The organism is Pseudomonas sp. p1(2021b) (assembly GCF_020151015.1).
Lineage (GTDB): Bacteria > Pseudomonadota > Gammaproteobacteria > Pseudomonadales > Pseudomonadaceae > Aquipseudomonas > Aquipseudomonas putida_K.
The window spans coordinates 973,456-999,081 of record NZ_CP083746.1 but is presented as its reverse complement, the minus strand read 5'-3'; the positions used below and the strand labels follow the sequence as shown (position 1 = coordinate 999,081).

Below are 25,626 nucleotides of genomic sequence, written 5' to 3'. Positions count from 1 at the left end.
GTCGGCGGGAGTGTATCTCATGACACGCCCCAGATGAGGCATAATCCGCCGCTGCATTGGACCCTGCAGGGCGGATCGGCCAAGAAACGCCCGGCGAACCCTACAAGAACAGCCGCCAAAGAACTCGGCCACGCGCGTATCACCGTGGATACGGCATAGGCCTCGACAACGGAATTCATGATGAAACTGTGTTTGCTGGGCCTGGCCATGGGCCTTGCCAGTCAGGCGGCCCTGGCCGCTCCCTCCGCACCACCCCTGCAGGACAAGCAGGCGTTCATCGAACACCTGATCGGCCAGATGACCGAAGCCGAGAAGATCGGCCAGCTTCGCCTGATCAGCATCGGGCCGGAAATGCCCCGCGAGAAGATCCGCGAGGAGATCGCCGCCGGGCGCATCGGCGGCACCTTCAACTCGCGCACGGCACCGGAGAACCGGCCGATGCAGGACGCTGCCATGCGCAGCCGCCTGAAGATCCCGATGTTCTTCGCCTACGACACCATCCACGGCGAGCGCACGATCTTCCCGATCGGCCTGGGCCTGGCCGCGACCTGGGACATGGACGCCATCGCCAAGGTCGGTCGTACCTCGGCCATCGAGGCCGCGGCCGACTCCCTGGACATGACCTTCGGGCCGATGGTCGACATCGCCCGCGACCCGCGCTGGGGCCGTACCAGCGAAGGCTTCGGCGAGGATACCTACCTCACCTCGAAGATCGGCCAGGTGATGGTCAAGGCATTTCAGGGCTCGAGCCCGGCCAACCCCGACAGCATCATGGCCATCGTCAAGCACTTCGCCCTGTACGGCGCGGTGGAAGGCGGGCGCGACTACAACACGGTCGATATGAGCTTGCCGAAAATGTACAACGACTACCTGCCGCCCTACCGCGCCAGCCTCGAGGCGGGCGCAGGCGGGGTGATGGTGGCGCTGAACTCCATCAATGGCGTGCCGGCCACCTCCAACACCTGGCTGATGAACGACCTGCTGCGCAAGGAGTGGGGTTTCAAAGGCGTGACCATCAGCGACCACGGCGCCATCCAGGAATTGATCCGCCATGGTGTGGCCCGCGATGGCCGCGAGGCGGCCAAGCTGGCGATCAAGGCCGGCATCGATATGAGCATGAACGACACCCTCTACGGCGAAGAACTGCCGGGGCTGTTGAAGTCCGGGGAAGTGACCCAGGCCGAGCTGGACCAGGCGGTGCGCGAAGTACTCGGCGCCAAGTACGACATGGGCCTGTTCAAGGACCCGTACGTGCGCATCGGCAAGCCCGAGAGCGACGTTGCCGACTACTACGCCGAGAACCGCCTGCACCGCGAGGCAGCCCGCGACGTGGCACGCCGCAGCCTGGTGCTGCTGGAGAACCGTGACCAGACCCTGCCGCTGAAGAAGGCCGGCACCATCGCCCTGGTCGGCCCGCTGGCCGATGCGCCGATCGACATGATGGGCAGCTGGGCTGCCGACGGCAAACCGGAGCACTCGGTGACCGTGCGCGAAGGCCTGCGCCGCGCCCTGGCGGGCAAGGCCAAGCTGGTCTATGCCAAGGGTTCGAACGTGACCGGCGACAAGGCCATGTTCGACTACCTGAACTTCCTCAACTTCGCCGCACCCGAGATCATCGATGACCCACGCCCCGCTGCCGTGCTGATCGACGAAGCGGTGAAGGCCGCCAGGCAGTCCGATGTGGTGGTGGCCGTGGTCGGGGAATCGCGTGGTATGTCCCACGAATCCTCCAGCCGCACCACCCTGGAAATCCCCAAGGTGCAACGCGACCTGATCAAGGCGCTGAAGGCCACCGGCAAACCCTTGGTGCTGGTGCTGATGAATGGTCGCCCGCTGTCCCTGGCCTGGGAACGCGAGCAGGCGGACGCCCTGCTCGAGACCTGGTTCAGCGGCACCGAAGGCGGCAATGCCATCGCCGATGTGCTGTTCGGCGACTACAACCCGTCCGGCAAGCTGGCCATCACCTTCCCGCGCTCGGTCGGACAGATCCCGATGTACTACAACCACCTGCGCATCGGCCGGCCCTACACGCCGGGCAAGCCGGGCAACTACACTTCGCAGTATTTCGAGGAGCCCAACGGCCCGCTGTATCCGTTCGGCTACGGCCTGAGCTATAGCACCTTCGAACTCTCGGGCTTGGCCCTGGATAACCAGCGACTCAAGCGTGGCGGCACGCTCGAGGCCAAGGTAACGGTGAAGAACACCGGTAAACGCGACGGCGAGACGGTAGTGCAGCTGTACCTGCAAGATGTCAGCGCGTCCATGAGCCGCCCGGTCAAGGAGTTGAAGAACTTCCAGAAACTGATGCTCAAGGCCGGTGAGTCGCGGACCTTGACCTTCCGCATCAGCGAGGATGACCTGAAGTTCTACAATGGCCAGCTGCAGCGCGTCGCAGAGCCTGGGCAGTTCAACGTCCAGGTCGGCCTGGACTCCGAGGCGGTGCAGCAGCAGAGCTTCGAGTTGCTGTAGGCGATTACCCAGCCCCTTTGGGCTGGGCGATTACACAGAGCACAAACCCCGTAAACCCACAGGCCTCGCACAATCAGCCAGGCCTGTGTTGCCCCGCGATGAGGCCAGCACCGACAATCATCGATCGAACACCCGCACAGGCCAAGGACCCGCCTCATGCTTTTTTCCTTTCGTACCCTGCGCCTGGCCATGATCGTCCTGGTGATCCTCGTCGGCACCGCGCTCAGCGCCGGTTGGGCGATGCACCAGGCCAAGCGCCAGGCCATGGCGACCGACGCCCGCCGGGCCAGCCAGCAGCTGACCCTGTACGCCAATGCCTTGCACACCCTGATCGAACGCTACCGCGCCCTGCCGGCCGTCCTGGCGCTGGACCCGGAGCTGATCGCCGCCCTGCGCGGTCCGGTCAACGCACACGTGCAAGAGGCCCTCAACCGCAAGCTCGAGCGCATCAACGGCGCCGCCAACTCCTCGACCCTCGAGCTGCTCGACCGTACCGGCCTCGCCATCGCCGCCAGCAACTGGCGCCTGCCGACCACCTATGTAGGCTCCAACTACGGCTTTCGCCCCTACTTCAAGCAGACCCGCACCCACGGCAGCGGCCGCTTCTATGCGGTCGGCGTCACCAGCGGCGTGCCGGGGTACTTCCTGGCCAGCGCGGTCAACGATGAGCATGGGCGTTTCCTCGGGGCGATGGTGGTCAAGCTGGAATTCCCCGAGCTCGAGCGCGAATGGCGCCAGGGCAGTGACATCTTGCTGGTCAGCGACGCCCGCGGCATCACCTTCATCGCCAACCAGGACGGCTGGCGGTACCGCGAACTGCAACCGATTTCCAGCGCCGACCGCGCCGAACTGGCCGAAACCCGGCAGTACGACAAGCAGCCTCTGGTGCCCCTGCAACATCAGGTGTTGACGCACTTCGACGACAACAGCCAGCTGAGCCGTGTACAGGGCCCGGAAGGCACCGCTGACTATTTGTGGGAAAGCCTGCCGCTGGACGCCGAGGGCTGGACCTTGCACCTGCTGCGCAAACCCCAGGTCAGTGCTGACGGGCGCAACGCCGCCCTGGCCGCCGCGGCCATCTGGCTGACCTTGGTGTTCGCCGCACTGTTCGTCAGCCAGCGCTTGCGCCTGGACCGCTTGCGCAAGCGCAGCCGCGACGACCTCAAGCGCCTGGTGGAGGAACGCACCCGTGAGCTGCGTACCGCCCAGGAGGGCCTGGTGCAATCGACCAAGCTGGCAGCGCTGGGGCAGATGTCGGCGGCCCTGGCCCATGAGATCAACCAACCCCTGACCACCCAGCGCATGCAACTGGAAACCCTGCGCCTGCTGCTCGACCATGGCCGTATCGACGAGGCCCGTCGCGCCCTGGAGCCCCTCGAGCAGATGCTCAAGCGCATGGCAGCGCTGACCGGGCACCTGAAGACTTTCGCCCGCAACAGCCCGGGCGGCCTGCGCGAGCGCCTGGACCTGGCGACCGTGGTCGATCAGGCCCTGCACCTGCTCGAGGCGCGCATCCGCGACGAGGGCGTCGAGGTGGCGCAGTACCTGGCGCGCCCGGCCTGGGTCCGCGGCGACGCGATCCGCCTCGAGCAGGTGCTGATCAACCTGCTGCGCAATGCCCTCGACGCCATGGCCGATAAACGCTACAAACGCCTGGAGATCCGCATAGAAGCCGACAACGGCCATTGGCGGCTGAGCGTGCTCGATTCCGGCGGCGGCATCCCCAAGGCGGACCTGATCAAGGTCTTCGACCCGTTCTTCACCACCAAACCGGTGGGTGAAGGGCTTGGCCTGGGCCTGGCGATCTCCTATGGCATCGTCCAGGAGGCCGGCGGCCAGTTGCAGGCCGAGAACCTGCCGGGTGGTGCACGCCTGAGCTTCACCCTGCCCCGCGACCAGGAGCCTGTATGTTGAATTCGGTGATCGTCGTCGATGACGAAGCCAGTATCCGCACCGCAGTGGAACAGTGGCTGAGCCTGAGCGGCTTCAACGTCCAGCTGTTCGCCCGTGCCGAGGAGTGCCTGGCGCACGTGCCGGCGCATTTCCCTGGGGTGGTCGTCAGCGATGTACGCATGCCAGGCATCGATGGCCTGCAGCTGCTCGAGCGGCTGCAGGCACAGGACCCGGACCTGCCGGTGATCCTGCTCACCGGCCACGGCGATGTGCCCATGGCGGTCGAAGCCATGCGCAGCGGTGCCTACGACTTCCTGGAAAAACCCTTCACTCCGCAGACCCTGCTGGGCAGCCTGCGTCGCGCGCTGGAGAAACGCCAACTGGTACTGGAAAACCGGCGCCTGCATCAACAGGCCGACCTCAAGTCGCGCCTGGAAGGTACCTTGCTGGGCATGTCCCAGGGCCTGCAGCACCTGCGTCGTCAGGTCCTGGACCTGGCCAACCTGCCGGTGAACGTGCTGATCCGCGGTGAAACCGGCAGCGGCAAGGAACGCGTCGCCCGTTGCCTGCACGACTTCGGCCCGCGTGCCGACAAACCGTTCGTGGACCTCAATTGCGCGGCGATCCCCGAGTCGCTGTTCGAGGCCGAGCTGTTCGGTCACGAAAGCGGCGCCTTCACCGGCGCCCAGGGCAAGCGTATCGGCAAGCTGGAATACGCCAATGGCGGCACGGTATTTCTGGACGAAATCGAGAGCATGCCCCTGGCCCAGCAGGCCAAGTTGCTGCGCGTGATCCAGGAGCAGAAGTTGGAGCGCCTCGGCGCCAACCAGAGCATCAGCGTCGACCTGCGAATCATCGCCGCGACCAAGCCGGACCTTCTGGAGGAGGCTCGGGCCGGGCGGTTCCGCGAAGACCTGGCCTACCGCCTGAACGTCGCCGAGCTGCGCCTGGCCCCCTTGCGCGAGCGGCGCGAAGATATCCCCTTGCTGTTCGAGCATTTCGCCCGCGCTGCGGCCGAACGCCTGGGCCGCACCGCGCCGCCCCTTGCGGGCGTGCAACTGGCGCGGCTGCTGGCCCATGACTGGCCGGGCAATGTCCGCGAACTGGCCAATGCCGCCGAGCGCCATGCCCTGGGGCTGGACGCGCCCGACGTCGAAGCCGCGTCGGACACCCAATCCCTGGCCGGGCAGATGGAGGCGTTCGAAGCCCAGTGCCTGCGCGCAGCACTGCGCCAGCACAAGGGTGAAATCAAGGCGGTGATGGAAACCCTGCAGCTGCCAAGGCGTACCTTGAACGAGAAGATGCAGCGGCACGGGTTGGTGCGTGAGGATTTTCTCGAGCGCGAATAGGCGGATTCTTGCCTATTGCTCGAGGTGGATGAGCAAGATCTTGCTTATTTGACCTGGCGAATTGGGGCTGCTGCGCAGCCCATCGCGGGGCAAGCCCGCTCCTACAAGGAGGCGTGAATGCCTGAGTTTCGGGGCTTTGAGCCGCGATGGGCTGCGTAACGCCCCTTTCTGGACCGCCTTGCCCCCCTTTGGCACACCTTCTGCAATCGCCTTCTCAAGCCGCGCCCAGGCGCGCTCCACAAAAACAACGAGAAGGTATCCCCTGATGGATAACGCCACCACCCTGCCCTCCGGGGCGGCCACCGTGCCCGCCGCGGAAAAAACCACCGCCAGCCGCCTCAAGTCGATCTTCAGTGGTTCCATCGGCAACATGGTCGAATGGTACGACTGGTACGTCTACGCCGCGTTCTCGCTGTACTTCGCCAAGGCCTTCTTCCCGGCTGGCGACACCACCGCACAGTTGCTCAACACCGCTGCCATCTTCGCCGTGGGCTTCCTCATGCGCCCGATCGGTGGCTGGCTGATGGGCCTGTATGCCGACCGCAAGGGCCGCAAGGCCGCGCTGATGGCCTCGGTGCTGCTGATGTGCGCCGGCTCCCTGGTCATCGCCCTGACCCCGGGCTACGAGACCATCGGCGTCGCCGCGCCGATCCTGCTGGTGCTGGCGCGCCTGATGCAGGGCCTGTCGGTTGGCGGTGAATACGGCACCTCGGCCACCTACCTCAGCGAAATGGCCAGCAAGGATCGCCGTGGGTTCTTCTCCAGCTTCCAGTACGTGACACTGATCTCCGGCCAGCTCATCGCGCTGGCGGTGCTGATCATCCTGCAGCAGACCCTCACCACCGAGCAGCTGTATGCCTGGGGCTGGCGCGTGCCCTTCGTGATCGGCGCGCTGTGCGCGGTGGTCGCCCTGTACCTGCGTCGTGGCATGGAAGAGACCAGCTCCTTCACCAAGAAGGAGAAGTCCAAGGAAAGCCTGATGCGCACCCTGCTGCGCCATCCCAAGGAGCTGATGACCGTGGTCGGCCTGACCATGGGCGGCACCCTGGCCTTCTATACCTACACCACCTACATGCAGAAGTACCTGGTCAACACCGTGGGCATGAGCATCAGCGACTCGACCACCATCTCGGCAGCCACGCTGTTCCTGTTCATGTGCCTGCAGCCGGTGATCGGCGGGCTGTCCGACAAGATCGGCCGCCGCCCGATCCTGATCGCCTTCGGTGTGCTGGGCACCCTGTTCACCGTGCCGATCCTGAGCACCCTGCACACCGTGCAGACCTGGTGGGGCGCCTTCTTCCTGATCATGGCGGCGCTGATCATCGTCAGCGGCTATACCTCGATCAACGCCGTGGTCAAGGCCGAGCTGTTCCCCACTGAGATTCGCGCCCTGGGCGTCGGCCTGCCCTACGCATTGACCGTGTCGATCTTCGGCGGTACTGCCGAATACGTCGCCCTGTGGTTCAAGAGCCACGGCATGGAGACCGGCTTCTACTGGTATGTCACCGCCTGCATCGCCTGTTCGCTGCTGGTGTACGCCACCATGAAGGACACCGCCAAGCACTCGCGGATCGTGACTGACTGATCCCGATACAGCACGGCTGCAAAACAAGGGGCGCCTCGTCTGACGGGGCGCCCCTTTTTTCTCGCTGAGCGGGCTTGCCCCGCGATTGGGCCGCCTGGCAAGGGCTTCGCCCTTGATCGCGGGGCAAGCCCACTCCCACAGCCACCGGTTCTCTGCGCTCAGGAAGCCTCCAACGCCCGGCGCGGCTCACGGTTGTAGAACGACGCCATCAGCACCAGTACCAGCAACACCCCGCCCAGTACCGCCGACGAGCCGACCGTACCGAAGTCCAACCCACCTTTTTCATATGGCTTGGTGAGGAAGTCGCCCAGGGTCGCGCCGAATGGGCGAGTCAGGACGAAGGCGATCCAGAACAGCACCACGCCCGGAATACGCGTCCAGTAGCGAGCCAGTAAGACCACCCCGATCGCACCGCCGATCAGCATCGCGCCGCCCGCGAAGCCCAGCCCGGAATCATCGGCCAGGAAGTCACCCAATGCCGTGCCGAGGGTATTGGAGAACAGGATGGCGACCCAATAGAACAGCTCGCCTGCACGGTTCTTGATACGTGTGACGTCCAGCGGGTTGCCGCTCAGGCGCCACAACACGAAGGTCAACAGCAGGATCCCGATCAGGATTGCCGAGCCTGCTGCGTAGCCCAGGCCCAGGGTACGGTCCATGAAATCGGACATGGTGGTGCCGGCGGTGCTGGTGGACAGGATCACCAGCCAATAGAGCAGCGGGTTGTAGCGGCGCGAATAGAGCTGGGTGAGCAAAGTCACCAAAAACACGCTGATCAACAGCAGCGAGCTCATGGCATAGCCGATATCCAAAGTCATCGACAACAGGTCGCCCGCCGTCTCGCCCAAAGTGGTTGCGCAGATCTTCATGACCCAGAAGGCCAGGGTGATTTGCGGAAGTTTGTTCATTGTGTGCCGCTCCAGAGGTTGGGTGGCGCGATGGTGGGGGCGCTTCTCTGAAAAAACGGTTGGTGATGCATGAAAAAAGCGTTCATTCACCGAAGGTTTCATTTAACCGGACATTAATTCCCATGCGGCAGGCTTGAAGGGTCGGAAAGTTTCACGTGGGTTCAAGGCTTGAGCCCAGGACTGAGCGAGAACGAGAGCGAGCGGTTAAAGCGCGCAAATAAATCGAATAATTCGATTTATTTGCGCGAATAATTGCGCTTTTTAATCAATTTAATCGGCGTAGCATGGAACCCATAGAAACAAACAACCCCAACGATTCCACTGGAGCAACGACCATGAAAAGCAAACTGATCCTGACCCTGGCTCTGTCGGCACTGGCTACCGGTGCATTCGCCGAAGACGGTTTCGACCGCACCAACGCCCACAGCTTCACCGCCGTCCAGACCCAATCGGCAACTTATGCAGAAGATGGTTTCGACCGCACCGGCGCACAGCGCTTCGCTGAAGACGGCTTCGACCGCACCGGCGGCCAACGCTTCGCCGAAGACGGCTTCGACCGCACCGGCGGCCAACGCTTCGCCGAAGACGGCTTCGACCGCACTGGCGCACAGCGTTTCGCGGAAAACGGCTTCGACCGCACCAACGCCCACCGCTTCAGCTGATCACTGAAGATGCGTACCCAGCCCGGCTTCGGCCGGGCTTGATCATTTCCAGCCAGGCCAAGCCTTGGCACACTAGGCGCCTCGTCCACACACAGGAAAGGGCCACAGGCTCTTGCGCAGATGTATTACTACGAACCCGCCAAAGGCCACGGCCTGCCCCATGACCCCTTCAATGCCATCGTCGGCCCTCGGCCCATCGGCTGGATCTCCTCCCAGGACACCGCAGGCCGTCTGAACCTGGCGCCCTACAGCTTCTTCAATGCCTTCAACTACATTCCGCCGATCATCGGTTTCTGCAGTGTCGGGCGCAAAGACAGCCTGAACAATATCGAACAGACCGGCGAATTCGTCTGGAACCTGGCGACCCGCCCGCTGGCCGAGCAGATGAACCAAAGCTGTGCGGCCGTGGCTGCGGATGTGGATGAGTTCGTGCTCAGCGGCCTGACCCCGAGCGCTTCGCGGGTGGTCCAGGTGCCGCGCGTAGCCGAAAGCCCGGTGGCCTTCGAATGCAAGGTGAGCCAAATCGTCCAGCTCAAGCGCGCCGACCAGGCGCCGGTGCCCAGCTGGTTGATCCTAGGAGAGGTGGTCGCGGTGCATATCGCCGAGCATCTGCTCAAGGATGGCATCTACGACACAGCGGCAGCCGAGCCGATCCTGCGCGGCGGCGGCCCGGCGGACTATTTCGAGCTGGGCAACCTGTTCAAGATGACCCGGCCCCAGGTCAACGGCTGATCACCAGAGCAGCTCACCTTCCTCGCTGACGCCTTGCAGGCGCGCAAGCTCGGCACAGGCGGCTTCATCGGCCGCCACCGCGCTCTTGAACACCTGGCCCTCGAGCACCTTGTGAAAGCGCGGCGCGCCAGCGGCGCCCAGCCCCTTCACGGCGATTGCCGCGTTATAGCCGCCACCTTCGACGGGAACCATCGCCGAAACCACTTCGAAACGAGGAAACTCTCTACGTGCCATCGTGCAAATCCATGGTGTGAACAAAGGGCGGCATTCTACCCCACCCATCATGGTGACGACGGGACATCAGGCGAAGGTGTGCAGGTCCAGGCTGCTGACCACCTGGGCCTGCACCAGCTCACCGAAGACATCCAGGGTGGGTGATGCGAAATAGCCGCTCATCGCCTGCTGGTCGCGCCAGCTGCCGCTGAGCAGCCAGAGGTCGCCATCGGCCTGGGATTGCTGCACGACGAAGCTCAGGCAGCCCGGCGCCCGCAACGAAGGCTCCAGCAGATCACGAAGGCGCGCGCCCAGCTCTGCCGAGCGACCATTGCTGGCGCGGATGAAAGCCAGGTGCGTGACCGGTTGTGGCAGGGTCATGATCGATCTCCATGAACGAAGGGGCATTGAAACCAGGCTGCCAAGGTTAGGCCCTCGCCCGTGCGCGTGGTTAGGCGATTACTGCCGCACGATTGCCTGATCCTGCCGCACGACAGGATCAGGCAATCGACGTGCAGCTTTCGACTAGCGCCCAACCTTGCCCAAACCTATGCTGCGTCGGTCCATAAAGGAAACCGCCCATGTCCATCGACCCCGCACTGGAATTACAACGCCAGGAACTGGCTGGCTTGATCTTGCGCCATGCCGGCGAGGTCCACGGCCAGGCCTCGGCCATCGATGACCTGTACCCCACGGCTTATCGAGAGAACATCCGCTCGATGCCGACCCTGGCCCAACCCGCTCTGTGCATCCTGGCCCAGGGCAGCAAGAGCCTGTTCCTGGGCGATGAGCAATACGCCTACGACCCACTGCACTACATGGTGGTGTCCGTGACCCTGCCGATCAGCGCGGTGCGTCTGGATGCCAGCCCGGAAAATCCCAGCCTGGGCCTGCGCCTGGATATCGACCCGGCCCAGATCAGCCAGCTGATCGCCGAGAGCGGGCCGATGCTGGTACCCAACCTGCCTTCTGGCCGAGGCCTGTACGTGGAAAAGAGCGACCCGCAGTTGCTCGATGCCTTGATACGCCTGATGCGCCTGCTCGATACGCCCCGGGATATCCCAGTCATGGCGCCGCTGATCCGCCGCGAGATCCTGTACCGGTTGCTGCGCGGCCCCCAGGGCCATCGCCTGTACGAAATCGCCCTGGCCAACAGCCAGACCCACCGCGTGAGCCAGGCCATCACCTGGCTGAAGCATCACTACCACTTGCCCTTGCGCATCGAGGAGCTGGCGCGGGAGGTCAACCTGAGCACCTCGACGCTGCACCACAGGTTCAAGGCCGTGACTTCCATGAGCCCCTTGCAGTACCAGAAGCAACTGCGCCTGCAGGAAGCGCGGCGGCTGATGCTCAATGACGGGCTGGAAGCAGCGGTGGCCGGCTATCGGGTGGGCTATGAAAGCCCTTCGCAGTTCAGCCGTGAATACAGCCGGTTGTATGGCGCACCGCCGATCCGTGATGTGGCGCGGTTACGCGGCAACACAGGCTGACCCCCGAATCTTGCAGGCCCCGTGGGAGCTGGCGGAGCCTGCGATGGGCCGCAAAGCGGCCCTGAGTCTGGAGGGGCTCCACCGTTTGAGGGCTTGGGGCTGCTTTGCAGCCCATCGCAGGCTGTCGCCAGCACCCACCGAGATTGCGCGGCATTCAAGACTTGCGAAACCCCTGTGGGAGCGGGTTTACCCGCGAACACCGGCGCAGCCGGTGCCATACGCCGCAGCGGTCTTCGCGGGCAAACCCGCTCCCATAGGACGGCACCTCAGCCCGCTACGGCCGCCTGCCACTGGGCCTGGTCGACCTGGATCAACGTCGGCCCCCGGCGCTCCACCGCCTGCTTCAAAGCTGCCTGCAACTGCGCCACATCTCCGACCTGCTGCGCCGCAGCGCCCAGGGCCTGGGCGACTCCGATGAAGTCCGGCGTATGGATATCCACGCCCACCGGCTCGATGGCCCGGTTGACCATGTATTTCTTGATTTCTTCATACCCCTGGTTGTTCCACAACAGCACGATCAGCGGCACCTGTGCTTCCACCGCGCTGGCCAGCTCTGGCAGGGTGAACTGCAAGCCACCATCGCCGATCAGGCACACCGTCGGAGCACGTTCATCGGCACGCTCCGCGCTGCCAAGCCAGGCGCCCATGGCCGCAGGCAAGGCGTAACCCAAGGTGCCGTAGCCGGTCGAGGCGTTGAACCAGTGCCGCGGCTTGTCCATATCCAGGGTCAGGTTGCCGGTGTACACCGGCTGGGTCGAATCGCCCACCAGGATAGCGTTGGGCAGTGCCTCGAGGATGCCGGTGAGCAGGCGGGTCTGGCTCAAGGTCGGCTGGTCCCAGCCCGTCGCCAGGTCCTGGCGCAGGCGAGCCACACGACCGACGCCCCAATCGCTGCCTCGCGCAGGCTCAGGCAACGCTTGCAGGGCGACGAGCAGGGCCTGGGCCGCTTGCTCGGCATCGGCCACCAAGGCCAACTCCGGCAGGTAGTTGCGCACGGTCTGGTCCGGGTCGATATCGATGCGCAACAGGCTGCCCGGAATCTCGAAGCCACCTTTGAAGGTCACGTCGTAGTCGGTCTCAGCCAGCTCGGTACCGATGGCCAGCACCACGTCAGCCTCGGCGACCAGGGCCCGGGTGGCCGGCAGCGACTGGGTCGAGCCGATCTGCAGCGAGTGGTTGGACGCCAGCAGGCCCTTGGCGTTGATCGTCAGCGCCACCGGAGCCTGCAAGTGCTCGGCGAGCGCCGCCAGGGCCGGGCCTGCCGCCAAGGCGCCGCCGCCTGCCAGGATCAATGGCCGTCGGGCCTGGGCCAGGCGCTCGGCCATGAGCGCCACCATGCAGGGCGAAGCGCCTGCACGTGTGGTGCGCACCGGGCGGCCGGGCAGAAGATGGTCGGCCGGCTCGACCAACACGTCCAGCGGGATCTCGATATGCACCGGACGCGGCCGGGCACCGTCGAACACGGCAAAGGCCCGGGCCAGGATTTGCGGCAGGTCATCGGCACTCATCAGGGTATGGGAGAAGGCTGCCACGCCGCCGACCAGCGTCCCCTGGTTGGGCAGCTCGTGCAGCTTGCCGCGCCCACCACCGAGCTGGTCGCGCGACTGCACGCTAGAGATCACCAGCATGGGAATCGAGTCAGCATAGGCCTGGCCCATGGCAGTGGTGATGTTGGTCATCCCGGGGCCGGTGATGATGAAACACACCCCCGGCTTGCCTCGGGTACGGGCATAACCATCGGCCATGAACCCGGCGCCCTGCTCGTGGCGCGGCGTGATGTGCCGGATCGAGGAGCCCGCCAGGCCGCGGTAGAGTTCCACGGTATGCACACCGGGAATCCCGAAGACGTGGTCCACGCCGTAGCCTTCGAGGAGTTTGACCAATACTTCGCCACAGGTTGCCATTGTGAATCACCCTGGTTCTTGTTGAGTTCAGGTGCCCATGGAAGCAAGGCGCAGCTATCGCCACAAGGCAAAAAAACACATACTAGCCATGTTCCTGGATCATGGCTCATGACAATGAAACGCCTACCGCCCCTGCCTGCCCTGCATACCTTTCTGGTCACCGCCCAGCACTGCAATTTCACCCGTGCGGCGCAGCAGCTGCACATTACCCAAGGCGCGGTGAGCCGGCAGATCGCCGGCCTCGAGGAGCACCTCGGCTATCCGTTGTTCCTGCGCCAGGCCCGTGGCCTGAGCCTGACCCGCGAGGGCCAGGACTGGCTGCCCCGGGTCCAGCAGGTGTTCGCGTTGATCGAGCAAGGCGTGCGTGAAGTCGGCGGGCGCAGCACTACGCTGCAGTTGAAGGCGCCGACATGCGTGATGCGCTGGCTGCTGCCACGGCTGATGGAATGGCAGGCCCTGCGCCCGGATGTGCCGGTGGAACTGACCACCACTGTCCAGCACGGCGTGGATTTCCGGCGAGAAGGCTTCGATGCCGCAGTGGTCTACGGCGCGCCGCCTGACGCTGGCCTGCAGGTGCGTAAGCTGTTCGACGAACAGTTGACCCCGGTATGTGCGCCGTCGTTGCTGGAGGGGCCTGTGCCCCTGGCCCACGTGCAGGACCTGGGACGACACATGCTGCTGCACCCTTCCCGGGACGAACATGACTGGCACCTCTGGCTGCAGGCCACGGGAACCGAGATCGTGCCACACGGCCCTCGTCAGCATTTCGAGACCTTGGACATGGCCATGGCCATGGCAGCCCAGGGCACCGGCGTGGCGATCGGCGACTGGGCGCTGGTCGGCGATGACCTGCGCAGTGGCAGGCTGTGCATGCCGTTCGAGCTGAAGGTGCTGACCGGCAAGGGGTATTACCTGGTCAGCCCTTCGAAGCACATGCCGGCAGGGTTGGGCGAACTGATGGACTGGCTCGAAGCGCGGGCTCGTCAGTGAACTGCAAAGGTAGGTCTTAAGTAGCTCGCGATCTCGCTGCCTCCGACGTTACCCAGGCAAACCCGATCACCACGCCATCTCCCCCTTGGCCACCTTGGCACTGAGTTCCAGCGAGCTGCCATCGGCAAGACCGGGGTAGCGTCGCTCCATCGCCTTGACCAGCGCAGCGCCATCGGTGGCCTTGGCGGTTTCGGCATCGAAGGCGCGGATGTACCCGGCCGTGAAACGCACCGCCTCCAGCGAACGGCTGCTCTGGCCCAGATAATGGCCGGGGATCACAGTGCGAGGCCCGAGCTGCTCGATACGTTCGAGGGTCTTGAGCCAGTCGGCATGGGACTGGGCGGTCTGGGTGTCGGCCATCCACACATGGATGTGCTCCGCCACGACCACGCCACCGACCACTGCCTTGATCGAAGGAACCCATACGAAGCTGCGCTCTGGCTGCGGGCCGTCCAGGCCCACGACTTCCAGCGCCTGGCCTTCCAGCTCCAGCTGGTCGCCGTCCAGGACTTGCGGCACGACCAGGTGCTCGGGCTTGTCGGTACCCATCTTCGGCCCCCAGTAGGCCAGCTTGGCCTCCATGGTCTTGCGAATATGCGCCACGGTAGGCGCCGAGGCGACCACCCGGGCCTGGGGAAACGCACGGACCAGGGTGTCGAGGCCGAAGTAATAGTCCGGGTCGCCATGGCTGATGTAGATGGTGGTCAACCGCTTGCCGCTGGCGCTCAGGCGCTGGACCAACTGCTCGGCCTGGGCCTTGCCGAACTGGGCGTCGACCAGCACGGCATCGTGTGCACCGCTGATGATCACCGAGCTGACCGGGAAGATGGCCTCGTGGCCTGGGTTGTAGACCTCAAGGTGCAGCGGCTCGGCGGCAAGTACCTGGCCGGCCAGGGCCAGACTGGCCAGCGCCAGACCACGTAGGGTGGTGATCAATGACATCGTGTTGTTCCTGTGAGCGGGAAAGTGAACAACAGCTTAGTTGCCCGATTCGTCACAAAAAATGCGATGCTTGGACATAGTTTGTTTCTGAAATCGAGCAGATCATGGACCGTCTCAACGCCATGCGCGTCTTCGTCACCGTCGTCGACCTGGGCAGCCAGTCGGCCGCAGCCGATCACCTGCAGCTCTCGCGGCCGGTGGTATCGCGCTATCTGGCCGAGCTGGAAGAGTGGGTCGGCGCCCGCTTGATGCAGCGCACCACGCGCAGGCTCAGCCTTACCGCCGCCGGTCAGGAAACCCTGCCCCGCTGTCGCCAGTTGCTGGAACTGGCCGGCGATCTACAGGCCGCCGTGCGACAGCCTGACGAAGCACCGCGCGGTGAGCTGCGTATCAGTGTCAGCACCTCGTTCGGCCAGGCCCAGTTGGTGGATGCAGTGGCTGACTATGTGAAGCGCTACCCAGGGGTGAAGGTCGAGCTGCAGATGCTCGATCGCACGGTCAACCTGGTGGACGAGCGCATCGACCTGGCGATTCGCACCAGCAACGACCTGGACCCGAACCTGATCGCCCGCCGCCTGACCGTGTGCCGCTCGGTGGTGTGCGCCGCCCCGGCCTACCTGCGCGAACATGGCGTGCCCGAACAGGTCGAGGCGTTGAGCCGGCACAATTGCCTGACCCATGCCTATTTCGGGCATAGCCTGTGGCACTTCGAGGTGAATGGGCAAGACGTGGCCGTACCGGTGCAGGGCAACATCAGCGCCAACGAGGCCATGACCTTGCAAAAGGCTGCCCTGGCGGGTGCCGGGGTCGCCATGCTACCGACCTACCAGGCCGCACCGGCCTTGCGCAGTGGCGAGCTGGTGCGCCTGCTGCCCCAGGCGCGCCCCCGGGAGCTGAGCCTCAATGCGGTGTACACCTCGCGCAAGCACATGCCGGCGACCCTGCGCAGCATGCTGGACTTCCTGGCGCAGCGGTTCCAGGACGAGCCGGAGTGGGACAGGGATTTCTGACCAGGCCGGTCACTCCTCGACGCTCATGTACTCCTTGGCCCAGCGGATGTATTCCTCCGGCTGAGTATAGGTGTGCGAAAGCTCGGTGGCGCTGAGGTTCTCGGACTTGTTCTGTTGCCCACGCTGCAGGCGCAGGCAGTCGTAGGTGGCCTTGATCGCGGCGAAGTAGGCCGCATGGCCATCGACCACGATGCGTACGCCGAGGCTCGCCAGGCGCGCGTCGTCGCGCAGGTTCGGGTTGCCATAGCTCACCAGCATCAGCGGCACGTTCAGGTGTTCGGCGATCTGCTCGAGCTGGTCGAAATCCTTCACCCCCACCATGCAGATACCATCGGCGCCCGCCTTCTGGTAGCTCTGGGTGCGTACGATGATTTCCTCGGTGGTCAGCACGCCAGCGTTGGTCCGGGCAATGATCGACAACGCCGAATCGACCCGCGCCTCGATGGCCGCACGAATCTTGCCCACGCCCTCTTCCACCGGGATCAGGTCGGTCGATTTACGCCCGAACTGCGCCGGCAGCAGCGTGTCTTCGATGGTCAGCGCAGCAACGCCGGCGCGTTCCAACTCGATCACCGTACGCATGACATTGAGCGCGTTGCCGTAGCCATGGTCGGCATCGGCGATCACTGGCAACTGGGCGACACGGCCGATACGGGTGGCCTGCTCGACGAATTCGCTCAGGGTGATCAGGGCGAAGTCCGGCGCGGCCAGGACCTGCAGCGAGGCAACCGAACCTCCGAGGATACCGACTTCGAAGCCGAGGTCCGCGGCAATACGTGCCGACATGGGGTCGAAAACCGAAGCGGTGTGATAGCACGAACCGGACGCAAGCAGTTCGCGGAAGGCAAAACGCAGATCGTGGTGGGAAGCCTTGGGCATGATCACTCCGCAATAACAGGAAAATTTGAACGGGCTGACTACCGACCCCTGAATCGGGTCTACCTGACCTGTTCCAACCGTCGCCATCAGGGCGGTCATGCTCGACATGCAGGCAGAGGAATAGAAGGTGTGGGATACAACGACAGGAAACGGAACCGGAAAATCTTGCACCATGCTGGTGCAGGCCCCGTATTTCAGCCGCTGCGGTGAAGTCACGATATCACGCAGCCATGCACTACTGGATGAACGCGCCAATGCCGATCTTGCATAGGGGATGCACATAGTACATAGGAAGCTACCTAACTCAGCTACAATGCGGGCTCGGCCAGCCCCTTGCCGCGCGGCGCTGGCGCCCCCTTCCGACAATGACTTTCGACAAGGTTACTTCGTGACTGCCGCCCTGCCCCCCACTGTTCTGCGCAGCGTCCTCACCGCCTTGATGCTGGCGATCTTCCTCGGTGCCCTGGACCAGACCATCGTCGCAGTGTCGATGCCGGCGATTTCGGCGCAATTCAACGACGTCGGCCTGCTGGCCTGGGTGATTTCCGGCTACATGGTGGCCATGACCGTGGCCGTGCCGATCTACGGCAAGCTGGGCGACCTGTACGGGCGTCGGCGCATGATCCTGGCTGGCACCGCACTGTTCACCCTGGCCTCGGTGGCCTGCGCCCTGGCCCAGGACATGCAGCAACTGGTGCTGGCGCGCGTGCTCCAGGGGGTCGGCGCGGGCGGCATGGTCTCGGTAAGCCAGGCGATCATCGGCGACTTCGTCCCACCCCGCGAACGGGGCCGCTACCAGGGGTATTTCAGCAGCATGTATGCCCTGGCCAGTGTCGCTGGCCCCGTGCTCGGTGGGTGGCTGACCGAATACCTGTCGTGGCGCTGGGTGTTCTGGATCAACCTGCCACTTGGCCTGTTCGCCTTGTGGGCGATCCGTCGCGCCCTCGGCGGGATGCCAGTACAGCGGCGCGAGGCACAGGTGGACTACTTGGGCGCGTTGTTGCTGATCCTGGGCCTTGGCAGCCTGCTGCTGGGCATCACCCTAGTCGGCCAGGGGCACCCGTGGGCATCGTCGCCCGTGCTGGCCCTGCTGGCCTGCGCCCTGCTCGGCCTGTTGTTGTTCATTGCCCATGAACGACGCTGCCAGGAGCCACTACTGCCGCTCAAGCTGTTCGGCAACCGCGCTGCCGTGTTGTGCTGGTGTGCGATCTTTTTCGCCAGTTTCCAGTCGATTTCCCTGACCATGCTGATGCCGTTGCGCTACCAGGGCATCACCGGCGCCGGTGCCGACAGCGCAGCGCTGTACCTGCTGCCGTTGGCCATGGGCTTGCCGTTGGGGGCCTTCACCGGCGGTCGACTGACCAGCCGCACCGGTCGCTACCGGCCACAAATTCTGGTCGGATTCGTGCTGATGCCACTGGCAATTCTCGGCATGGCCCTGACACCTCCCCAGTCGGCCCTGCTCGGCGCCTTGTTCATGTTGCTGACCGGCATTACCTGCGGCTTGCAATTTCCCACCTCGCTGGTCGGCACCCAGAGCGCGGTCGAGCTCAAGGACATCGGCGTGGCCACCAGTACCACCAACCTGTTCCGTGCATTGGGCGGGGCGATGGGGGTCGCGTGCATGTCCAGCCTGTTGCTGGCCTTGTTGCACCAGGGCGGTTTCGAGGCGCTTGGCAATCCGCTGCTGGGCAGCCTCAAGGCCGGGGAGCCGGACCCGATCACCCAGGCCCGGTTGATGGAAACCTTCCGCCTGTTGTTGATGATCAGTGCCGGGATCTCATTGCTGGGGCTGGTGGCGGCAATAGCCATGCCTGATCGGCAATTGCGGGGGCGGTGAGCGGTTGGGGCCGCTGCGCGGTCCTACTACGCCCCCCCAAACGTATTAATGCCCTCTTAATGCAGAAGGGAAACACTTCATCACAATCATTAACAAAGTCTCATTTGCGTAACGAAGGGCTCAAGCGCAGCATATCCAACCCTGTGTCGACCCATTTCTCTACATCGCGCAGCAGGTCGAAGCTGTCCGGCAGCAGCAACCAGCGCCCGATCAGGCCGTCGGCATAGGCGAACAGGGCAACCGCGGCACGCTCCACGTCCAGGTCACCGGGCAACTGCCCGCGACGCACGGCATTGGCCATCGCCAGCGCAATACCCTGGTGGCAATCCAGCACTGCACTTTGGCGCTGCTGGCGGATCTCGCACATGTCATCGGTGAACTCGCACTTGTGGTGCAGGATTTCATTGATACGCCGCGTCCTGGCATTGAGCACCAGCTCGTTGAGCACCTGCAGCAACAATGTGCGAATGCAGCCCAGCGGGTCGAGTTCGTCCTCGCTTTCGCTGGCACGGGCCAGGTGATCATGGGTTTCATGCAGGCTGTCCAGCAGTGCCTGCACCAGTTCAGCCTTGTTGTTGAAATGCCAGTAGATCGCCCCCCGGGTCACACCCGCGAGCTGCGCGATGTCGGCCAGGGTGGTTCGCGCGACCCCGCGCTTGTAGAAGGCCTTTTCCGCCGCCTCGATGATCTGGGCACGGGTTTCCTGGGCTTCCTCTTTGGTTCGACGGACCATGGCAGCTCAACCTCATCATGGCCCGCGTGCGCGTACGGCACGCGGTAGTTCAGGCCGGAGCTGCCTCTTGAAGGCTCGCCCCGGAATTAATCGACGGATCCGCTGCGGCATTGTGCACCCGCCTGCGGTATTTACAAACAAGCATGAATGTAAGTATATTCGTTAGTAAGCTATTTATCCACCGGATAGCACCTTTTCTGAAAGCACTTCCATTATTCTTGAGCGTCTCCCTGCTCTAGCGACCCGAGGATCCTCATGCAATTCAAGCCAGCCGTCACCGCCCTGGTTTCCGCCGTCGCCCTGGCAACCCTGCTAAGTGGCTGTAAGAAAGAAGAAGCAGCGCCCGCAGCGCAGGCTCCTCTGGTCGGCGTCGTTACCCTTCAACCGCAGGCCTACACCCTGACTTCGGAACTGCCGGGGCGTACCACTGCCTTCCGTGTGGCCGAGGTCCGCCCGCAGGTCAATGGCATCATCCTCAAGCGCCTGTTCAAGGAAGGCACCGAGGTCAAGGAAGGTCAGCAGCTGTACCAGATCGACCCGTCCGTCTACGAAGCCAACCTGGCCAACGCCAAGGCCAACCTGCAGGCCACCCGCTCGCTGGCCGAGCGCTACAAGCAGCTGATCGACGAGCAGGCTGTCTCCAAACAGGAATACGACGACGCCAATGCCAAACGATTGCAGGCCGAGGCTTCGCTCAAGAGCGCGCAGATCGACCTGCGCTACACCAAGGTCCTGGCCCCGATCAGTGGCCGCATCGGCCGCTCCGCGGTGACCGAGGGTGCATTGGTGAGCAATGGCCAGAGCAACGCCATGGCCACCATCCAGCAGCTCGACCCGATCTATGTCGACGTCACCCAGTCCACCGCGGAGCTGCTCAAGCTGCGCCGTGACCTGGAGAGCGGCCAGCTGCAAAAGGCCGGCGACAACGCCGCCACGGTGCAGCTGGTGCTCGAGGATGGCAGCCTGTTCAAGCAGCAGGGCCGCCTGGAGTTCTCCGAAGTCGCGGTCGACGAGACCACCGGCTCGGTCACCCTGCGCGCGATCTTCCCCAACCCCGACCACACCCTGTTGCCGGGCATGTTCGTCCATGCCCGCCTGAAGGCCGGGGTAAACGCCAACGCCATCCTGGCGCCCCAGCAGGGCGTGACCCGTGACCTCAAGGGCACGCCGACCGCTCTGGTGGTGAACAAGGAAAACAAGGTCGAACTGCGCCAGCTCAAGGCCAGCCGTACCCTGGGCAGCGACTGGCTGATCGAGGAAGGCCTGAACCCAGGCGACCGCCTGATCACCGAAGGCCTGCAGTTCGTGCGGCCAGGGGTCGAGGTCAAGGTCAGCGAAGCCACCAACGTCAAGAAGCCGGCCGGCCCAGCCCAGGCCAGCGCGGCGAAAGCAGACGCCAAAGCGGAGTAAACCATGTCGAAGTTCTTTATCGATCGCCCGATCTTCGCCTGGGTGATCGCACTGGTGATCATGCTGGTCGGCGCCTTGTCAATCCTGAAGCTGCCGATCAACCAGTACCCGAGCATTGCACCACCGGCCATCGCCATCGCCGTGACCTACCCGGGCGCCTCGGCGCAAACCGTGCAGGACACCGTGGTGCAGGTCATCGAGCAGCAGCTCAACGGTATCGACAACCTGCGGTACGTGTCCTCGGAGAGCAACTCCGACGGCAGCATGACCATCACCGCCACCTTCGAGCAGGGCACCAACCCTGACACCGCGCAGGTCCAGGTGCAGAACAAGCTGAACCTGGCCACCCCGTTGCTGCCGCAGGAAGTGCAGCAGCAAGGTATCCGTGTGACCAAGGCGGTGAAGAACTTCCTGTTGGTGATCGGCCTGGTGTCCGAAGACGGCAGCATGACCAAGGACGACCTGTCCAACTACATCGTCTCGAACATGCAGGACCCGATCTCGCGGACCGCAGGTGTCGGTGACTTCCAGGTCTTCGGTGCCCAGTACGCCATGCGTATCTGGCTCGATCCGGCCAAGCTGAACAAGTTCCAGCTGACCCCGGTCGACGTGCGCACCGCCGTCAGCGCGCAGAACGTGCAGGTCTCCTCCGGCCAGCTCGGCGGCCTGCCGGCGATGCCTGGTACCCAGCTCAACGCCACCATCATCGGCAAGACCCGCCTGCAGACCGCCGAGCAATTCGAAAACATCCTGCTCAAGGTCAACAGCGACGGCTCCCAGGTACGCCTGGGCGATGTCGCCAAGGTCGGCCTGGGTGGCGAGAACTATGCCATCAGCGCGCAGTACAACGGCTTCCCGGCCTCGGGCCTGGCGATCAAGCTGGCCACTGGCGCCAACGCCCTGGATACCGCCAAGGCCCTGCGCAAGACCATCAGCGACCTGGAGCCGTTCTTCCCGCCAGGCGTGAAGGCGGTGTTCCCGTATGACACCACCCCGGTGGTCACCGAGTCCATCAGCGGCGTGATCCACACCCTGATCGAGGCGGTGGTGCTGGTGTTCCTGGTGATGTACCTGTTCCTGCAGAACTTCCGCGCCACCATCATCACCACCATGACCGTGCCGGTGGTGTTGCTGGGAACCTTCGGCATCCTGGCCGCGGCGGGCTTCAGCATCAACACCCTGACCATGTTCGCCATGGTTCTGGCCATCGGCCTGCTGGTGGACGACGCCATCGTCGTGGTGGAGAACGTCGAGCGGGTGATGTCCGAGGAGGGCCTGCCGCCCAAGGAAGCGACCAAGCGCTCGATGGAGCAGATCCAGGGCGCCCTGGTGGGTATCGCCCTGGTGCTGTCGGCGGTACTGCTGCCAATGGCCTTCTTCGGCGGCTCCACCGGTGTGATCTACCGGCAGTTCTCGATCACCATCGTCTCGGCCATGGGCCTGTCGGTGCTGGTCGCGCTGATCTTCACCCCAGCCCTGTGCGCCACCATGCTCAAGCCGCTGAAAAAGGGCGAGCACCACGTGGCCAAGCGTGGCTTCTTCGGCTGGTTCAACCGCAACTTCGACCGCAGCGTGCAAGGCTACGAGCGCAGCGTCGGCACCATCCTGCGCAACAAGGCACCGTTCCTGCTGGCCTACGCGCTGATCGTGGTCGGCATGATCTGGCTGTTCATGCGCATCCCCACCGCGTTCCTTCCGGAAGAAGACCAAGGCGTACTGTTCGCCCAGGTGCAGACCCCGGCGGGTTCCAGTGCCGAGCGCACCCAGGTGGTGGTCGACCAGATGCGCGAGTACCTGCTCAAGGACGAAGCCGATACCGTGTCGTCGGTGTTCACGGTCAACGGCTTCAACTTCGCCGGCCGTGGCCAAAGCTCGGGCATGGCGTTCATCATGCTCAAGCCGTGGGAAGAGCGTTCGGCCGAGAACAGCGTGTTCAACCTCGCCGCCCGCGCCCAGCAGCACTTCTTCAGCTTCCGCGACGCGATGGTGTTCGCCTTCGCACCGCCTGCGGTACTCGAACTGGGTAACGCCACCGGCTTCGACGTGTTCCTCCAGGACCGCGCCGGCGTCGGCCACCAGAAGCTGATGGAAGCGCGCAACCAGTTCCTGGCCAAGGCCGCCCAGAGCAAGGTGCTCAGCGCCGTGCGCCCGAACGGCCTGAACGACGAGCCGCAGTACCAGCTGACCATCGATGACGAACGTGCCAGCGCCTTGGGCGTGACCATCGCCGACATCAACAACACCCTGTCGATCGCCCTCGGCGGCAGCTACGTCAACGACTTCATCGACCGCGGTCGAGTCAAGAAGGTGTACATCCAGGGTGAACCCAGCGCCCGGATGAGCCCGGAAGACCTGCAGAAATGGTACGTGCGCAACGGCGCCGGCGAGATGGTGCCGTTCTCCTCCTTCGCCAAGGGCGAATGGACCTACGGCTCGCCCAAGCTGTCGCGCTACAACGGCGTGGAAGCCGTCGAGATCCTCGGCGCCCCGGCGCCGGGCTACAGTACCGGTGAAGCCATGGCCGAGGTCGAGCGCATCGCCGGCGAGCTGCCAGCGGGCATCGGTTATTCCTGGACCGGCATGTCCTACGAGGAGAAGCTCTCCGGCTCGCAGATGCCGGCGCTGTTCGCCCTCTCGGTACTGTTCGTGTTCCTGTGCCTGGCGGCGCTGTACGAAAGCTGGTCGATCCCGATCGCCGTGGTGCTGGTGGTACCGCTGGGTATCATCGGTGCGCTGATCGCCACCAGCCTGCGCGGGCTGTCCAACGACGTGTACTTCCTGGTCGGCCTGCTGACCACCATTGGCCTGGCGGCGAAGAACGCGATCCTGATCGTCGAGTTCGCCAAGGAACTGCACGAGCAAGGCCGCAGCCTGTTCGACGCGGCCATCGAGGCCTGCCGCATGCGTCTGCGCCCGATCATCATGACCTCGCTGGCGTTCATCCTCGGCGTGGTACCGTTGACCATCGCCAGTGGCGCAGGCTCGGGCAGCCAGCACGCCATCGGCACCGGGGTGATCGGCGGCATGATCAGTGCGACCGTGCTGGCTATCTTCTGGGTACCGCTGTTCTTCGTAGCAGTGTCGTCGTTGTTCGGCAGCAAGAAGCCTGAACCCGACGCCACCCCTGAAACTACTCGTTATGAGGCTGGGCAATGACCAAGTCTTTATTATCCCTGGCAGTGACCGCTTTCATCCTTGGCGGCTGCTCGCTGATCCCTGACTACCAGACCCCGGAATCACCGGTGGCTGCGCAGTGGCCGCAAGGCCCTGCGTACTCGCCGACCGAGTCGGCCAACGTGGCCGCTGCCGAGCAGGGCTGGCGCCAGTTCTTCCACGACCCGGCGCTGCAGAAGCTGATCCAGACGTCCCTGGAGAACAACCGCGACCTTCGCGTCGCGGCGCTGAACATCGACGCCTACCGGGCCCAGTACCGCATCCAGCGGGCCGACCTGTTCCCGGCGGTCTCGGCCAATGGCAGCGGCAGCCGCCAGCGGGTACCGGCGAACATGTCGCAGACCGGCGAGGCGGGCATCACCAGCCAGTACTCGGCGACCCTGGGCGTCAGCGCCTACGAGCTGGACCTGTTCGGCCGTGTACGCAGCCTGACCGAGCAAGCCCTGGAGACCTACCTCTCCAGCGAGCAGGCCCGCCGCTCCACGCAGATCAGCCTGGTGGCCAGCGTGGCCAATGCCTACTACACCTGGCAGGCCGACCAGGCCCTGCTCAAGCTGACCGAAGAAACCCTCAAGACCTACGAGGAAAGCTACAACCTGACCCGCCGCAGCAATGAAGTGGGTGTGGCCTCGGCGCTCGACCTGAGCCAGGCACGCACTGCCGTGGAAGGCGCCCGGGTCAAGCTGTCGCAATACCAGCGCCTGGTGGCCCAGGACCTGAACAGCCTGACCGTGCTGCTGGGCACCGGCGTGCCTGCCGACCTTCCGGTACCGCTCAAGCTCAGCGAAGACCAGTTGGCCGAAGTGCCGGCAGGCCTGCCGTCCGAGCTGCTGCAACGCCGCCCGGACATCCAGGAAGCCGAGCACCTGCTCAAAGCGGCCAACGCCAACATCGGCGCGGCCCGGGCGGCGTTCTTCCCGAGCATCAGCCTGACCGCCAACGCCGGCACCCTGAGCCCGGACATGGGCGGGCTGTTCAAGGGCGGCTCGGGCACCTGGCTGTTCCAGCCGCAGATCAACCTGCCGATCTTCAACGCCGGCAGCCTGAAGGCGAGCCTGGACTACTCGAAGATCCAGAAGGACATCAACGTCGCCAAGTACGAAAAGACCATCCAGACGGCCTTCCAGGAAGTCTCCGATGGCCTGGCCGCGCGCAAGACGTTCGAAGAACAGCTGCAGGCGCAGCGCGACCTGGTGGCCGCCAACCAGGACTACTACCGCCTGGCCGAACGTCGCTATCGCATCGGCATCGACAGCAACCTGACCTTCCTCGATGCCCAGCGCAACCTGTTCAGCTCGCAGCAGGCGCTGATCAGCGACCGCCTCTCGCAGCTGGTCAGCGAGGTCAACCTGTACAAGGCCCTGGGTGGCGGCTGGCTGGAGCAGACCGGCCAGGCCAACCAACAGGCCGCGGTGCAATCACCGAAAGGCTGATCGCCCTGCA

At 64.3% G+C, this 25,626-nt stretch carries 20 protein-coding genes; 13 read left to right on the top strand and 7 right to left on the bottom strand.

The genetic code is table 11. The features are described 5' to 3' along the window. Positions 1-177 precede the first annotated feature (177 nt). The 4 genes from bglX to K8374_RS04665 all read left to right on the top strand — a co-directional run bounded on the left by bglX (position 178) and on the right by K8374_RS04665 (position 7,296). Positions 178-2,469, top strand: a complete 2,292-nt coding sequence (gene bglX / locus K8374_RS04680) for a beta-glucosidase BglX (RefSeq protein ID WP_224458103.1) — start codon at positions 178-180, stop codon at positions 2,467-2,469. Between the two features lie 156 nt (positions 2,470-2,625). Continuing rightward, positions 2,626-4,383: an ATP-binding protein gene (locus K8374_RS04675; RefSeq protein ID WP_224458102.1), complete on the top strand. Its 1,758-nt coding sequence runs from the start codon at positions 2,626-2,628 to the stop codon at positions 4,381-4,383. After that, entirely contained in the window at positions 4,377-5,711 is a 1,335-nt protein-coding gene (locus K8374_RS04670; RefSeq protein WP_224458101.1) for a sigma-54-dependent transcriptional regulator, read from the top strand. Before K8374_RS04675 ends, K8374_RS04670 begins: the two co-directional genes overlap by 7 nt. Positions 5,712-5,976: 265 nt before the next feature. After that, positions 5,977-7,296, top strand: coding sequence for an MFS transporter (locus K8374_RS04665; protein ID WP_224458100.1), 1,320 nt, complete (start codon positions 5,977-5,979; stop codon positions 7,294-7,296). 158 nt (positions 7,297-7,454) lie between these two features. On the opposite strand, the gene K8374_RS04660 is transcribed toward K8374_RS04665, so the two are convergent. Continuing rightward, a complete protein-coding gene (locus tag K8374_RS04660) occupies positions 7,455-8,204 on the bottom strand; it encodes a hypothetical protein (protein WP_224458099.1) in 750 nt (249 codons plus the stop codon). A 335-nt stretch (positions 8,205-8,539) separates the two neighbouring features. Between K8374_RS04660 and K8374_RS04655 the strand changes: the two genes are divergently transcribed. Both K8374_RS04655 and K8374_RS04650 read left to right on the top strand, forming a co-directional pair. Next, positions 8,540-8,866, top strand: a complete 327-nt coding sequence (locus tag K8374_RS04655; RefSeq protein WP_224458098.1) for a hypothetical protein — start codon at positions 8,540-8,542, stop codon at positions 8,864-8,866. A gap of 120 nt (positions 8,867-8,986) precedes the next feature. After that, entirely contained in the window at positions 8,987-9,598 is a 612-nt protein-coding gene (locus K8374_RS04650; protein ID WP_224458097.1) for a flavin reductase family protein, read from the top strand. Here K8374_RS04650 and K8374_RS04645 read toward each other — a convergent pair whose 3' ends face one another. Both K8374_RS04645 and K8374_RS04640 read right to left on the bottom strand, forming a co-directional pair. Then, positions 9,599-9,832, bottom strand: a complete 234-nt coding sequence (locus K8374_RS04645) for a hypothetical protein (RefSeq protein WP_224458096.1) — start codon at positions 9,830-9,832, stop codon at positions 9,599-9,601. Between the two features lie 66 nt (positions 9,833-9,898). Beyond that, positions 9,899-10,192 carry a putative quinol monooxygenase gene (locus K8374_RS04640; protein ID WP_084855871.1) on the bottom strand — a complete coding sequence of 98 codons (294 nt, stop codon included), beginning with the start codon at positions 10,190-10,192 and terminating at the stop codon, positions 9,899-9,901. Positions 10,193-10,392: 200 nt separating this feature from the next. On the opposite strand from K8374_RS04640, the gene K8374_RS04635 reads away from it, so the two are divergent. Beyond that, positions 10,393-11,301: an AraC family transcriptional regulator gene (locus K8374_RS04635; RefSeq protein WP_224458095.1), complete on the top strand. Its 909-nt coding sequence runs from the start codon at positions 10,393-10,395 to the stop codon at positions 11,299-11,301. A 266-nt stretch (positions 11,302-11,567) separates the two neighbouring features. On the opposite strand, the gene K8374_RS04630 is transcribed toward K8374_RS04635, so the two are convergent. Beyond that, a complete protein-coding gene (locus K8374_RS04630) occupies positions 11,568-13,205 on the bottom strand; it encodes a 5-guanidino-2-oxopentanoate decarboxylase (protein ID WP_224458094.1) in 1,638 nt (545 codons plus the stop codon). Between the two features lie 114 nt (positions 13,206-13,319). Between K8374_RS04630 and K8374_RS04625 the strand changes: the two genes are divergently transcribed. Beyond that, a complete protein-coding gene (locus K8374_RS04625) occupies positions 13,320-14,195 on the top strand; it encodes a LysR substrate-binding domain-containing protein (protein WP_224459272.1) in 876 nt (291 codons plus the stop codon). Between the two features lie 66 nt (positions 14,196-14,261). Here the strand turns inward: K8374_RS04625 and K8374_RS04620 are convergent, their stop codons facing one another. Beyond that, complete coding sequence (locus K8374_RS04620; RefSeq protein WP_224458093.1) at positions 14,262-15,137, bottom strand: MBL fold metallo-hydrolase; 876 nt, start codon at positions 15,135-15,137, stop codon at positions 14,262-14,264. A 104-nt stretch (positions 15,138-15,241) separates the two neighbouring features. Here K8374_RS04620 and K8374_RS04615 point away from each other — a divergent pair, with 104 nt between their 5' ends. Beyond that, positions 15,242-16,147, top strand: a complete 906-nt coding sequence (locus K8374_RS04615; RefSeq protein WP_224458092.1) for a LysR family transcriptional regulator — start codon at positions 15,242-15,244, stop codon at positions 16,145-16,147. Between the two features lie 9 nt (positions 16,148-16,156). Here K8374_RS04615 and K8374_RS04610 read toward each other — a convergent pair whose 3' ends face one another. After that, positions 16,157-17,026, bottom strand: coding sequence for an oxaloacetate decarboxylase (locus K8374_RS04610; protein WP_224458091.1), 870 nt, complete (start codon positions 17,024-17,026; stop codon positions 16,157-16,159). A gap of 388 nt (positions 17,027-17,414) precedes the next feature. Between K8374_RS04610 and K8374_RS04605 the strand changes: the two genes are divergently transcribed. Next, positions 17,415-18,866 (top strand): MDR family MFS transporter, encoded by a 1,452-nt coding sequence (locus K8374_RS04605; protein WP_224458090.1) that lies wholly within the window; start codon positions 17,415-17,417, stop codon positions 18,864-18,866. Positions 18,867-18,966: 100 nt separating this feature from the next. Here the strand turns inward: K8374_RS04605 and K8374_RS04600 are convergent, their stop codons facing one another. Then, complete coding sequence (locus K8374_RS04600; protein ID WP_224458089.1) at positions 18,967-19,599, bottom strand: TetR family transcriptional regulator; 633 nt, start codon at positions 19,597-19,599, stop codon at positions 18,967-18,969. Between the two features lie 255 nt (positions 19,600-19,854). Between K8374_RS04600 and ttgA the strand changes: the two genes are divergently transcribed. From ttgA to K8374_RS04585, 3 genes are read left to right on the top strand one after another with little or no spacing between them, the layout of a single operon-like run. After that, positions 19,855-21,009, top strand: coding sequence for a toluene efflux RND transporter periplasmic adaptor subunit TtgA (gene ttgA, locus K8374_RS04595; RefSeq protein ID WP_084855862.1), 1,155 nt, complete (start codon positions 19,855-19,857; stop codon positions 21,007-21,009). A 3-nt stretch (positions 21,010-21,012) separates the two neighbouring features. Continuing rightward, positions 21,013-24,165, top strand: a complete 3,153-nt coding sequence (ttgB, locus tag K8374_RS04590) for a multidrug efflux RND transporter permease subunit TtgB (RefSeq protein ID WP_224458088.1) — start codon at positions 21,013-21,015, stop codon at positions 24,163-24,165. Continuing rightward, the gene (locus K8374_RS04585) at positions 24,162-25,616 is read left to right on the top strand and encodes an AdeC/AdeK/OprM family multidrug efflux complex outer membrane factor (RefSeq protein ID WP_224458087.1); all 1,455 of its coding nucleotides are present in this window, start codon (positions 24,162-24,164) and stop codon (positions 25,614-25,616) included. Before ttgB ends, K8374_RS04585 begins: the two co-directional genes overlap by 4 nt. Positions 25,617-25,626: the final 10 nt, after the last annotated feature.

Excerpts from the sequence above, each read along its gene's own strand:
- K8374_RS04670 (WP_224458101.1), top strand. The coding sequence starts at position 4,377 with ATGTTGAATTCGGTGATCGTCGTCGATGACGAAGCCAGTATCCGCACC.
- ttgA (WP_084855862.1), top strand. The coding sequence starts at position 19,855 with ATGCAATTCAAGCCAGCCGTCACCGCCCTGGTTTCCGCCGTCGCCCTG.
- bglX (WP_224458103.1), top strand. The coding sequence starts at position 178 with ATGATGAAACTGTGTTTGCTGGGCCTGGCCATGGGCCTTGCCAGTCAG.
- K8374_RS04640 (WP_084855871.1), bottom strand. The coding sequence starts at position 10,192 with ATGACCCTGCCACAACCGGTCACGCACCTGGCTTTCATCCGCGCCAGC.
- K8374_RS04660 (WP_224458099.1), bottom strand. The coding sequence starts at position 8,204 with ATGAACAAACTTCCGCAAATCACCCTGGCCTTCTGGGTCATGAAGATC.
- K8374_RS04650 (WP_224458097.1), top strand. The coding sequence starts at position 8,987 with ATGTATTACTACGAACCCGCCAAAGGCCACGGCCTGCCCCATGACCCC.
- K8374_RS04630 (WP_224458094.1), bottom strand. The coding sequence starts at position 13,205 with ATGGCAACCTGTGGCGAAGTATTGGTCAAACTCCTCGAAGGCTACGGC.
- K8374_RS04675 (WP_224458102.1), top strand. The coding sequence starts at position 2,626 with ATGCTTTTTTCCTTTCGTACCCTGCGCCTGGCCATGATCGTCCTGGTG.
- K8374_RS04635 (WP_224458095.1), top strand. The coding sequence starts at position 10,393 with ATGTCCATCGACCCCGCACTGGAATTACAACGCCAGGAACTGGCTGGC.
- ttgB (WP_224458088.1), top strand. The coding sequence starts at position 21,013 with ATGTCGAAGTTCTTTATCGATCGCCCGATCTTCGCCTGGGTGATCGCA.
- K8374_RS04620 (WP_224458093.1), bottom strand. The coding sequence starts at position 15,137 with ATGTCATTGATCACCACCCTACGTGGTCTGGCGCTGGCCAGTCTGGCC.
- K8374_RS04665 (WP_224458100.1), top strand. The coding sequence starts at position 5,977 with ATGGATAACGCCACCACCCTGCCCTCCGGGGCGGCCACCGTGCCCGCC.
- K8374_RS04655 (WP_224458098.1), top strand. The coding sequence starts at position 8,540 with ATGAAAAGCAAACTGATCCTGACCCTGGCTCTGTCGGCACTGGCTACC.
- K8374_RS04585 (WP_224458087.1), top strand. The coding sequence starts at position 24,162 with ATGACCAAGTCTTTATTATCCCTGGCAGTGACCGCTTTCATCCTTGGC.
- K8374_RS04610 (WP_224458091.1), bottom strand. The coding sequence starts at position 17,026 with ATGCCCAAGGCTTCCCACCACGATCTGCGTTTTGCCTTCCGCGAACTG.
- K8374_RS04625 (WP_224459272.1), top strand. The coding sequence starts at position 13,320 with ATGAAACGCCTACCGCCCCTGCCTGCCCTGCATACCTTTCTGGTCACC.
- K8374_RS04645 (WP_224458096.1), bottom strand. The coding sequence starts at position 9,832 with ATGGCACGTAGAGAGTTTCCTCGTTTCGAAGTGGTTTCGGCGATGGTT.
- K8374_RS04600 (WP_224458089.1), bottom strand. The coding sequence starts at position 19,599 with ATGGTCCGTCGAACCAAAGAGGAAGCCCAGGAAACCCGTGCCCAGATC.
- K8374_RS04615 (WP_224458092.1), top strand. The coding sequence starts at position 15,242 with ATGGACCGTCTCAACGCCATGCGCGTCTTCGTCACCGTCGTCGACCTG.